10 protein-coding genes are annotated in these 10,319 nt (G+C 71.3%); 3 read left to right on the top strand and 7 right to left on the bottom strand.

Annotated features, from left to right (window positions below):
* The first annotated feature begins 539 nt into the window (after positions 1 to 539).
* The gene (gene rsgA, locus AB7U92_RS14085) at positions 540 to 1,631 is read left to right on the top strand and encodes a ribosome small subunit-dependent GTPase A (protein ID WP_428577845.1); all 1,092 of its coding nucleotides are present in this window, start codon (positions 540 to 542) and stop codon (positions 1,629 to 1,631) included.
* Here rsgA and AB7U92_RS14080 read toward each other — a convergent pair whose 3' ends face one another.
* Positions 1,632 to 2,135, bottom strand: a complete 504-nt coding sequence (locus AB7U92_RS14080) for a hemerythrin domain-containing protein (RefSeq protein ID WP_428577842.1) — start codon at positions 2,133 to 2,135, stop codon at positions 1,632 to 1,634.
* 130 nt (positions 2,136 to 2,265) lie between these two features.
* Between AB7U92_RS14080 and ppk2 the strand changes: the two genes are divergently transcribed.
* Positions 2,266 to 3,435 carry a polyphosphate kinase 2 gene (gene ppk2 / locus AB7U92_RS14075; protein WP_428577839.1) on the top strand — a complete coding sequence of 390 codons (1,170 nt, stop codon included), beginning with the start codon at positions 2,266 to 2,268 and terminating at the stop codon, positions 3,433 to 3,435.
* On the opposite strand, the gene AB7U92_RS14070 is transcribed toward ppk2, so the two are convergent.
* The 6 genes from AB7U92_RS14070 to AB7U92_RS14045 all read right to left on the bottom strand — a co-directional run bounded on the left by AB7U92_RS14070 (position 3,432) and on the right by AB7U92_RS14045 (position 9,117).
* Positions 3,432 to 4,046 carry an RluA family pseudouridine synthase gene (locus AB7U92_RS14070; protein ID WP_428577836.1) on the bottom strand — a complete coding sequence of 205 codons (615 nt, stop codon included), beginning with the start codon at positions 4,044 to 4,046 and terminating at the stop codon, positions 3,432 to 3,434. The two genes, ppk2 and AB7U92_RS14070, sit on opposite strands and share 4 nt — an antisense overlap.
* A complete protein-coding gene (locus tag AB7U92_RS14065; protein ID WP_428577834.1) occupies positions 4,043 to 5,257 on the bottom strand; it encodes an MFS transporter in 1,215 nt (404 codons plus the stop codon). Before AB7U92_RS14065 ends, AB7U92_RS14070 begins: the two co-directional genes overlap by 4 nt.
* Positions 5,254 to 5,937: an NAD(P)H-binding protein gene (locus tag AB7U92_RS14060; RefSeq protein ID WP_428577831.1), complete on the bottom strand. Its 684-nt coding sequence runs from the start codon at positions 5,935 to 5,937 to the stop codon at positions 5,254 to 5,256. The genes AB7U92_RS14065 and AB7U92_RS14060 overlap by 4 nt, the downstream gene beginning before the upstream one ends.
* Positions 5,938 to 5,952: 15 nt before the next feature.
* Positions 5,953 to 7,419, bottom strand: coding sequence for a DEAD/DEAH box helicase (locus tag AB7U92_RS14055; RefSeq protein WP_428577828.1), 1,467 nt, complete (start codon positions 7,417 to 7,419; stop codon positions 5,953 to 5,955).
* 139 nt (positions 7,420 to 7,558) lie between these two features.
* The gene (locus AB7U92_RS14050) at positions 7,559 to 7,972 is read right to left on the bottom strand and encodes a DUF4870 family protein (RefSeq protein WP_428577826.1); all 414 of its coding nucleotides are present in this window, start codon (positions 7,970 to 7,972) and stop codon (positions 7,559 to 7,561) included.
* A complete protein-coding gene (locus tag AB7U92_RS14045) occupies positions 7,969 to 9,117 on the bottom strand; it encodes an MFS transporter (RefSeq protein ID WP_428577823.1) in 1,149 nt (382 codons plus the stop codon). Before AB7U92_RS14045 ends, AB7U92_RS14050 begins: the two co-directional genes overlap by 4 nt.
* A gap of 219 nt (positions 9,118 to 9,336) precedes the next feature.
* Here AB7U92_RS14045 and AB7U92_RS14040 point away from each other — a divergent pair.
* Positions 9,337 to 10,319 (top strand): PAS domain-containing sensor histidine kinase (locus AB7U92_RS14040; RefSeq protein WP_428577820.1); only part of this gene is annotated, 983 nt, incomplete at its 3' end.

The raw sequence follows: 10,319 nt of genomic DNA, 5'->3' as shown, positions 1-10,319 counted from the left end.
CGCGGTGCGCGCGGGCAGGTCACGCTTCATGCCGGCGCTGCCGCCGCCGCCCAGGCGCTAGGCCTCGGCCTCCAGCGGCAGCAGCGGAACGGAGCAGACGGCGAACGAGAGGGCGATCAGCCAGCGTTTCATGGTCGAGGGTCCTTCGAGGTGTACTGCGGTGGAATCGCGCGGATCATAGGGGGCAAGCCAAGACCCTCGCGGCGCGCATGAGATGCGCCGCGGCGCCGCGAGTTCCCGCCGTTGTCGATTGACCCGGCCGGGCCTGCGTGCCACACTGCGCGCCTTCGCCGGCCATGCCCATGGTCGCCCATGAACCCGAAGCCAGGAGGTGCACGATGAAGACGACGGACATTGCCCTCCATGCGGCTCGCGCCTGACGCGCCTCGGGTCCCGCCTCTTTTCGCCCTCCGGCATCTCCCTCTCGTGACCTGAGCCGCGCGCGCCGCGGCCGCCTCCGTTCGCTTTCGCACCCTGCGCCACGCAGGGCCGGCCGGCGTGCCTTTGCGCGCCTGGCGATCGACGGGTTTTCACACGACATGATGCAGATCGATTTCGAGCGGCTTCGCTCGATGGGCTTCACGCCCGCATGGGCCAGCCAGGCGCTGGCGCTGGCCGCGGAGATGGACGACGTTCCCGCCCTGGCGCCGATGCGACTGACCGTGCTGCACCGCGAGACGGTGCAATTGCACGACGGTGAGCGCGAGCGCAGTGCGCGCGTGCTGCCGCGGCTCACTCGCACCCTCGCCGAGGGTGAGGACGCGCTGGCGGTCGGCGACTGGGTGCTCGCCGCACCCGACACCCACGGCGAACACTGGGTGCACGCCCGACTGCCGCCGCAGACGCACCTGGTGCGCCGCGACGCCGACGGGCGCCGCCATCCGGTGGTCAGCAATGTCGACACCGCGCTGCTGGTGATGGGGCTGGACGCCGACTTCAACCCACGGCGCATGGAGCGCTTCCTCGCGCTGGTGCAGGGCAGCGGCGTGGCGCCGGTGATCGTGCTGACCAAGGCCGATACCGTGGACGACGCGCGCACGCTGTTCTGCCGCATGCAGGAGTTGCGTGAGCGGCTGCCGGCCGGCGCAGAGATCGTGGCCGTGGACGCGCGCGACGGCGAGGCGGCCGCGAGCCTCGCGCATCACGCGCTGCCGGGGCGCACGCTGGCCCTGCTGGGCACCTCGGGTGCCGGCAAGTCGACGCTGACCAACACGCTGCTCGGCCATGCACGGCAGGACACCGGCGCGGTGCGCGAGAGCGACGGCCGCGGCCAGCACACCACCACGGCACGCTCGCTGTTCCGCCTGCCCGGCGGCGCCTGCGTGATCGACACGCCGGGGCTGCGCGCGCTGCGGCCAGACGCCGACGAGGCGGCAGTGGCCGCCACCTTCGGCGACGTGGCGGCCCTGGCGCCGCACTGCCGCTTCCGCAACTGCACGCACCGCGAGGAGCCGGGCTGCGCCGTGCGCGAAGGCGTGGACGACGACCGCCTGCGCAACTACCACAAGCTGCTGCGCGAGGCGAAGCGCGACACCATGAGCGCGCTGGAGCGCCAGCGCCAGGTGGCGATGTGGAAGGCACGCGGCCGCGCCGGCGCCGCGCGCGCCAAGGCCAAGCGCGAAGTCGGCTGACTACGCAGCGCTGTGCTCGCCCACCGGCTCGTGCGGCGTGCACGAGGCGGAGCCGCAGCCGCTGATCTCGGCCGTGGGCAGGGCGTCGGGGTTCAGCACCGTGCCCGTGGCCGGGTCGTGCCCGCAGCGGCGCAGGTGCAGGGCGAGGCCTGCGTCCATGCTCTGGGCATGCTGCGGGAACCACTGCGCCAGCTCGCCGGCCATCATGCGCAGCAGTTCGATGTCGCCGTCTTCGGCGCGCTTGAGGCCTTCGCGCATCACGTCGAGCACCACCTTGTGCTGCACGCTGTGGCAGTTGCCGGCGGCAAAGCGCGTCTCGCGCATCCAGCGGTCTTCCTGGTCGAAGTGCACCTGGGTGTGATCGACCAGCGTGCGCCAGGCCGGGATCACCGCGTCATCGGCGGAGCGCTCCACCACGCCGAGCAGGTCGACGAATTCGCGGTGGGTGTCGTCCATCAGGGGCAGGTCGAGCGAGAGGGCGTCGGACCATTCGAGCGCGGGCATGGTTCACCTTGGGAGCCGGGTTGCGCAGAGGGTAGGAAGGGCGTCAATCCGCTGCCTTGAGTCAGGTCAACCATGTCCGGATTGGCTGGTCGCAAAGTGATCGTTTCGATCACTCTTCAGGACAGACCGCATGGCCCGCATCACCGCCACCGCCCGCCCCGCTCGCAGCCCCGGCCAGCCGCAGAAGGCGGCACCGCGCACGCGCCGTGTGCGCCGCGCGGCCGAAGGCGACGTGATCACCGGCGCCGACGGCCGCAGCGTCGATCAGGTGGTGGTGTCCGAGGCGGTGCAGGCCGCCCAGGGCGCCAAGCTGGCGGCGCTGGACGACATCGTCGCGAAAGCGGCCGACCCGAAGGAGGCCGCGAAGCAGCTGCGCGCGATCTTCGAAGGCGCATCGCCCGACGACGCCGAGGCGCTGCGCCGCGAACTGCTCGAGGGCAGCGACGCGAAGCTGCGCCGGCAGCTGGTCAAGCCCGACGAGGAACTGGCGCCGGACTGGCGCAGTGGCGCGTATCCGTACAAGAACCTCATGTCGAGGAAGAACTACGAGGCGCAGAAGTACATGCTGCAGGTCGAGCTTTTGAAGCTGCAGGCCTGGGTGAAGGAGACGGGCCAGCGCGTGGTGATCCTCTTCGAGGGCCGAGACGCTGCCGGCAAGGGCGGCACGATCAAGCGATTCATGGAGCACCTCAATCCGCGCGGCGCACGCGTCGTCGCGCTGGAGAAGCCCACCGAGACCGAGCGCGGCCAGTGGTACTTCCAGCGCTACGTGGAGCACCTGCCCACCGCCGGCGAGATCGTGATGTTCGATCGCAGCTGGTACAACCGCGCCGGCGTCGAGCGGGTGATGGGCTTCTGCACGCCGAACGAGTACGAGGAGTTCATGCGCCAGTGCCCGGACTTCGAGCGCCACCTGGTGCGCAGCGGCCTGCACCTGATCAAGTTCTGGTTCTCGGTCAGCCGCGCCGAGCAGCGCCGCCGCTTCAAGGAACGCGAGGCGCACCCGCTCAAGCAGTGGAAGCTCAGCCCGATCGACATGGCCTCGCTGGACAAGTGGGACGACTACACCAAGGCCAAGGAGGCGATGTTCTTCGAGACCGATACCGCCGATGCGCCGTGGACGGTGATCAAGAGCGATTGCAAGAAGCGCGCGCGGCTGAACGCGATGCGCTACGTGCTGCACAAGCTGCCGTACTCGAACAAGGACGTCGAGCACATCAAGGCGCTCGACCCGCTGCTGGTCGGCCGCGCGCACGTGGTCTACGAGCGCGGCGAGCGCGCCAGCGGCGCGATCCTCTAGAAAGGCGGCGCGCTCTCGAAACGCATCGGCCGCGTATCGAGCGGGTGCGCGAAGGCCAGCGCGCTGGCGTGCAGCAGCAGGCGTGGCGCGGCGGCGGCGGTGTGTTCGTCCGCGTAGAGCGTGTCCCCGAGGATCGGGTGGCCGATCGCCGCCAGATGCACGCGCAGCTGGTGCGAGCGGCCGGTGAGCGGTTCCAGCGCGAGCCGGGTGCGGCCCGGTTCGCGCACCAGCACGCGCCAGCGCGTCAGAGAGGGTTTGCCGGTGTCACGATCCACCTTCTGCCGCGGCCGGTTGGGCCAGTCGGCCGCCAGCGGCAGGTCGATCTCGCCGGCCTGGTCCGCCAGCTCGCCGCTCACCACCGCCACGTAGGTCTTGCCGACGTCCCGCTGCGCGAAGGCGCGGCCGAGGCGGCGCTGCGCCTCGATGCCGCGCGCGAACAGCACCAGTCCCGAGGTGGCCATGTCGAGCCGGTGCACCACCAGCGCGTCGGGCACGGACCCGCGCACGCGGTGCCAAAGGCAGTCGTGCAGTTCGACCGGGCGGCCGGGCACGGTGGGCAGCCCGGCCGGCTTGTCGGCCACGATCAAGGCGTCGTCGAGGTGCAGGATCACGACGCGGGCTCCACCAACCGGTCACGACGCGCCAGCGCCGGGAACCACTTCGCCCACAGCGCGGCGATCGCCATCGAGCCCAGGCCGCCGAGCACCACCGAGCCCACCGGCCCGAGCAACGCCGCTGTCACGCCCGACTCGAACTCGCCGAGCTGGTTGGACGCACCGATGAACACCGAGTTGACCGCGCTGACGCGGCCGCGCATCGCATCGGGCGTCTCCAGCTGGACGAGCGACTGGCGGATCACCACGCTGATCATGTCGGCCGCGCCGGAGACGGCCAGCAGGGCGATCGACAGCCACAGCACGGTCGACAGGCCGAAGCCCAGCGTGGCCGCGCCGTACACGCCCACAGCCGCCAGCAGCACCGTGCCGGCGCGGCGCTGGATCGGCCAGCGCGACAGCGCCAGCGCCATCGCCAGTGCCCCCACCGCTGGCGCGGCGCGCAGCAGGCCGAGGCCCCAGGGGCCGACGTGCAGGATGTCCTTGGCGAACATCGGCAGCAGTGCCGTCGCACCGCCGAGCAGCACGGCGAACAGGTCCAGCGAGATCGCGCCGAGCACCACGGGGCGGTGCCAGACGAAGCGCACGCCGGCCAGCAGCGTCTCCAGCGTGGCGCCCTGCGCCGGCGGCGGCACGTGGTGGTAGCGCACCGTGAGCACCAGCGCAGCGGCCAGCGCGAACAGCACGGCGCAGCTCGCGTACACCGCCGTTGCGCCGGCCACGTAGACGAAGCCGCCGATCGCCGGCCCGGCAATGATCGCGCCCTGCATGCCGGCCGAGCTGAAGGCCAGCGCGCGCGGCAGCACGGAAGGCGGCACCAGCAGCGGCGTGATCGACTGCTGCGCCGGCAGCTGGAAGGCCTTCGCGGTGCCGATGGCGATGGACAATCCCAGCAGCAGGCCGCGGCTGGCGAAGCCCTGCCAGGCGCCGAGCGCCAGCAGCACCGCCACCCCCACCTGCAGCGCCATGCAGGCGGCGAGGATGCGTGCGCGGTGGTGGCGGTCGAGCACATGGCCGGCCACCAGCACCAGCGCCAGCGAAGGCACGAACTGCATCAGGCCGACGAGGCCGAGGTCCCAGGCGCTGCCGGTCAGGTCGTACATCTGCCAGCCGATGGCCACCATCAGCATCTGGTTGGCGGCGGTGCCGGCCAGGCGCGCGAACCAGAAGCGCATGAACGCGCGGTGGCGCAGCAGCGAGTCGCTCAACGGGTAGAGGCTCCCTGCATTCGCGCCGAGGCGAGGCGGTGCACGCCCGGCCTGCCGCCCATCGTCGCGGCAATCAGTGCTGCGGCGACGTCGTGCGCCGCGATCGGCCGCACGCCCTTGGGCACCAGCGGCATCACCGGGTGAAGCAGCCGGCTCGCCCAGACCTCGCCGAAGCGCTCGGGCTGGCCGAGCGCGGCGCGGTCACCGAGCAGCAGCGAGGGCTGCGCGAACGTCACCTCGTCGTAGCCGAGCGCGGCGGCGTCGGCCTCCATCTCGCCCTTGACGCGGTTGTAGAACACCCGCGAGTCGCGATCCGCGCCGAGGGCCGAGACCACCGCCAGGCGCCTCGCGCCGGCTTCGCGCGCGGCACGCGCGATGGCGATCACGTGGCCGTGGTCGACCTGTCGGAAGGCCTGCTCCGAGCCGGCGGTCTTGATCGTCGTGCCCAGGGCGATGTAGACATCGTCCACCCGCGGCAGCCGCTTGAGGTGGGCGAAGTCGACCACGTGGAGTTCGAGCCGCGGGTGGGCGGCAATGCTCGGCGCGGCGCGGCGCAGCAGCACGTGCACATGGGCCACCGACGGGTGGTCGAGCAGTTGCTGCAGCAGCGCACGCCCCACCAGCCCGGTGGCGCCGGCGAGCAGCACGGAGCGGGGCAGGGCGGTGGACTTCTCCGTCATGCCCCGCATCTACCCTCAGCGCGGCTTGGGCTGGGTCAGGCGCGGCTGCGGCTTGCTGCCGCCACGGCGCGCATCGCCGCCGCGGCCCGGGGCCGGCGCAGCCGCACGGCCAGCACCCTGCGGCGGCACGTGGCCGCCGTGTGCGGGGCGTGGGGCGGCAGCGCGCGGCTCCTGCCGCGGCCGCTCGTGGTGGCGCTGCGGCTCGCCGCGCCCGCCACCACCGCCGCTGCCGCCACCACCACCGCCACGGTGCGGTGCGTGGTGGCGATGGCCACCGCGGCCGGCGCCTTCGCCGATCACCATGCGGCCGAGCACGATCGGCTCGGGCTTCTCGCCCGAGGGCGGCTCGAAGCCGGGCACCACTTCCTTCGGGATCTCGCGCTTGATAAGGCGCTCGATGTCGCGCAGGAAGATGTTCTCGTCCACGCACACCAGCGACACCGCCTCGCCCTGGGCGCCGGCGCGGCCGGTGCGGCCGATGCGGTGCACGTAGTCTTCCGGCACGTTGGGCAGCTCGAAGTTCACCACGTGGGGCAGCTGGTCGATGTCGATGCCGCGCGCAGCGATGTCGGTGGCCACCAGGCAGGTGAGGTCGCCGCTCTTGAAGTCGGCCAGGGCCTTGGTGCGTGCGCCCTGGCTCTTGTTGCCGTGGATCGCCATCGCCGTGATGCCCTGCTTGTTCAGGTACTCGGCCAGGCGGTTCGCGCCGTGCTTCATGCGCGTGAACACCAGCACTTGGTGCCAGTCGTTGCTCTTGATCAGGTGGCTGAGCAGCTCCTTCTTCATCTCGCGGCCCACCGGGTGCACCTTCTGCGCGATGGTGTCGGCGGTCTGGTTGCGCCGTGCCACCTCGATCAGCGCCGGCTGGTTGAGCAGCCGGTCGGCCAGGGCCTTGATCTCGTCGCTGAAGGTGGCGGAGAAGAGCAGGCTCTGCTTCTTCGCCGGCACGATGGCCAGCACCTTCTTGATGTCGTGGATGAAGCCCATGTCGAGCATGCGGTCGGCTTCGTCGAGCACGAAGATCTCGACGTGGCTCAGGTCCAGCGTGCGCTGGCCATGGTGGTCGAGCAGGCGGCCGGGCGTGGCCACGAGGATGTCGACGCCGCGCTTGAGGCGGTCGATCTGCGGCTGCATGCCGACGCCGCCGAACATCACCATGCTGGTCAGGCCGCTGTACTTGCCGTAGTGGCGCACGCTTTCCTCGACCTGCGCGGCGAGTTCGCGGGTGGGGGTGAGGATCAGCGCGCGGATCGGCACGCGGCCGCGCGCGTCCTTCGGCGCCGGCCGGCTCATCAGGCGATGCAGCAGCGGCAGCGTGAAGCCGGCGGTCTTGCCGGTACCGGTCTGGGCGCCGGCCATCAGGTCGCCGCCGGCGAGCACGGCGGGAATCGCCTGCGCCTGGATCGGCGTGGGGGTCTCGTAGCCCTGTTCGCGTACGGCGCGCAGGAGCGGCTCGGCCAGGCCGAGGTCGGTGAATTTCATTCGGAGGGGCTCGATGCGAGCCGTTGTCGCGACCTGCTGCGGCCTACAAGGCCTGCACCAGTCGGAAGCCGCGGGGGCGTGGGAAGGATGTCGGTACGACGCGCGCCGCGGCGACTGGTCTCGCGGTGCAGGCCGAATTCTAGCCTGCACTGGTCGAGGGCATGGGCTGGCGGTCTTTCAGCCGCAGCCAGCCGCGGGCGACGCGGTAGATCGCCCACACGCCAAGCGCGAACATGCCCACTGCCCAGGTGGCGAAGCCGATGATCACCACGGCCAGCACGGCCGACACCGCCGCGACGATCAGCGCCCACAGCAGGGCCCACCAGAAGGTGCGGATCTGCCAGTCGAAGTGCGATTCGAGCCAGGTGCCGCGCGCCTCGCTGCGCTTCACGTAGTTGAGGATCACCGCGATGATCGACGGCCAGCCGAACAGGAACGAGCCGAGCACGCTGGCCGCGCCGAAGGCGCCGAGCGCCAGGCCCAGCGCATGCAGCGCATAGACGATGTGCGCGATGTTGACCAGCGAGGGCGGGGCGTCGAGCTGCGTGTTCATGCGGCCATCATGCCATCACGCCGGGGCCCCGTGCGCAGCAGCAGCCAGCCGGCGATGGCGAAGGGCACGCCCACCCAGGCCAGCCGGTCGAAGCCGACCCAGGCCGAGGCCGGGCCGCCGAGGGCCGCGCCCAGCGCCGTGCCGACGTAGAGCATCGAGCTGTTCAGCGACAGCAGGATGGGCGCCTGCGCCGGCGCCAGCGCGGCCAGGCGCGACTGCTGCGGGGTCATCATGCCGAAGCCGGCGACCCCCCAGGCCACGAACACCGCCACCAGCAGCGCATGGTGGCCACGCGTGAGCGGCACCAGCAGCATCATCGCCGCGAGCACGGTGAGCTGCACGGTCAGCGTGCGGCTCGCGCCGAAGCGGTCGTTGGCCCAGCCGCCGACGACCGTGCCGAGCACGCCCGACAGGCCGAACAGCATGAGCGTGACGCTCATCGCCTCGGTGGACATCGGCACCAGCGCCTGCAGCACCGGGCCGATGTAGGAGAACACGCAGAAGATGGCGACGAAGTACAGCAGCGTCAGCGCCAGCGCGCGCAGCACGTCGGCGCGGCGCAGCAGCGCGCCCAGGCCGGCGAAGCTCGCGCCGGGGGCGTCGATGTCGCGCGGCAACGCGACGGCCAGCACCACGCTGGCCAGCGCCGACAGCGCCGCCACCAGCGCCACCGGCCACTGCCAGCCGAAGCGCAGGCCCAGCCAGGCGCCCAGCGGCAGCCCGATCACATAGCTCAGGCTGATGCCGATGAACACCAGCGACAGGGCACGGCCTCGCCGCGCCGGCTCGACCAGCGCCACCGCGATGCCGGCAGCCACGGCGGTGAACACCGCCCCCAGCCCCATCAGCACGCGCCCGGCGAGCAGCGCGCCCAGGCTGCTGGCCAGGGCGCACAGGGCATTGCCCGCGGCGAACACGGCCAGCGAGACGCACAGCACCCGCTTGCGTGGCCAGCGGCCGGTCAACACCAGGGCCAAGGGCGCCAGCACCGCCGTGGCCAAGGCGTAGGCCGTCATCGCCTGGCCGGCCGCGGCCACGCTGACACCCAGCGAGTGCGCCAGCGGCGACAGGATGCCGCCGAGCACGAAGGCGCCAGTGCCGATCAGCAGGTTGCACAGCGCGAAGAGTCGGAGCAGAGGCGGCATGGGTGTCGGTCCACGAATGGTCGCGCATGCTGACAGATGCGCCGGCGACGTGCAGGCGGAAGCGTCGCTCGATGATGGAAGCGGGGAGTTCTCGCGGCGGGTGATGAAGGCGATCACTTGCCGTGCGAGCCGCGCTCGACGGGGTGTCCTGCGTGGTCCTTGTCCGCGGTCCAGGGTGTCTCTACAGTGGCTGACATCAAGAGCTCCAGGCTGCACGGCATGCAAGCATCGCTGGGCGAACTGATGGTTGAGCATTCCCCGGATGCACTGGTCGCGACCGACATGGCCGGATGCATCGTGGCCTGGAACCGGGCCGCCGAAACGACTTTCGGCTACGGCGCGGCCGAGGCGAAAGGCGCGCTCCTCGGCGACTTGATCGTGCCGCACGAATTGCGCGACGACGACGACGCCCTGCGGCGCGAAGCGCTGGATGGCGTGGCCATGCGGCATGAGGTGCTTCGCCATCGCAAGGACGGCGTGCCGCTGTACGTGAACTGCAGTGTCAGCGCGTTGCGCCGCCAGGCGGACGCCGAGCCGCAGCTGGTGATGCACATGAGCGACGTCACCGGCCTGCGCGCGCGACGCGACGCCGAGTTCGTCCGCGCGCGTTTCCAGGCCGTGCTCGATCGCGCTCCCGACGCCATCGTGATCGTCAACGGCACCGGCCGGATCGTGCTCTTCAACGCGCAGGCACAGTCGATGTTCGGCCACGAGGCGGCGGCTGCGCTGGGCGAGCCGATCGAGATGCTGCTGCCGGTGCGCCTGCAGCAGCCGCACCTGGGCCAGCGCGTCGGGTACCTGGGGGCGCCGCGCATGCGCGCCATGGGTGAAGGGCGCGAGCTCCACGGGCTGCGGGCCGGCGGCGAGGAGTTTCCCGTCGAGATCAGCCTCAGCCCGATCGAGACCGAGGCCGGACGGCTGGTGATGAGCGCGATCCGCGACATCAGCGAGCGCAAGCGTTTCGAGTTGGCGCTTCGCGAGAAGAACCTCGAACTGGAGCGCGCGAACCAAGCCAAGGATCGCTTCCTGGCGACCATGAGCCACGAACTGCGCACGCCGCTGAACGCGATCATCGGCTTCACCGGCCTGATGCTGATGAAGCTGCCGGGCCCGCTCACGGCCGACCAGGAAAAGCAGCTCGGCCTCGTGCAGGCCAGCGGCAAGCACCTGCTGTCGCTGATCAACGACCTGCTCGAGATCGG

Origin of the sequence: Piscinibacter sp., from assembly GCF_050175855.1 — a bacterium.
Lineage (GTDB): Bacteria > Pseudomonadota > Gammaproteobacteria > Burkholderiales > Burkholderiaceae_C > Piscinibacter.
The sequence above is the reverse complement of the archived record's forward strand: the minus strand, read 5'-3'. Positions and strand labels throughout refer to the sequence as shown.

Bases quoted from the DNA above. Each gene is read 5' to 3' on its own strand.
- AB7U92_RS14080 (WP_428577842.1), bottom strand. From the start codon at position 2,135: ATGCCCGCGCTCGAATGGTCCGACGCCCTCTCGCTCGACCTGCCCCTG.
- AB7U92_RS14050 (WP_428577826.1), bottom strand. From the start codon at position 7,972: ATGAACACGCAGCTCGACGCCCCGCCCTCGCTGGTCAACATCGCGCAC.
- AB7U92_RS14055 (WP_428577828.1), bottom strand. From the start codon at position 7,419: ATGAAATTCACCGACCTCGGCCTGGCCGAGCCGCTCCTGCGCGCCGTA.
- AB7U92_RS14045 (WP_428577823.1), bottom strand. From the start codon at position 9,117: ATGCCGCCTCTGCTCCGACTCTTCGCGCTGTGCAACCTGCTGATCGGC.
- ppk2 (WP_428577839.1), top strand. From the start codon at position 2,266: ATGGCCCGCATCACCGCCACCGCCCGCCCCGCTCGCAGCCCCGGCCAG.
- rsgA (WP_428577845.1), top strand. From the start codon at position 540: ATGATGCAGATCGATTTCGAGCGGCTTCGCTCGATGGGCTTCACGCCC.
- AB7U92_RS14060 (WP_428577831.1), bottom strand. From the start codon at position 5,937: ATGACGGAGAAGTCCACCGCCCTGCCCCGCTCCGTGCTGCTCGCCGGC.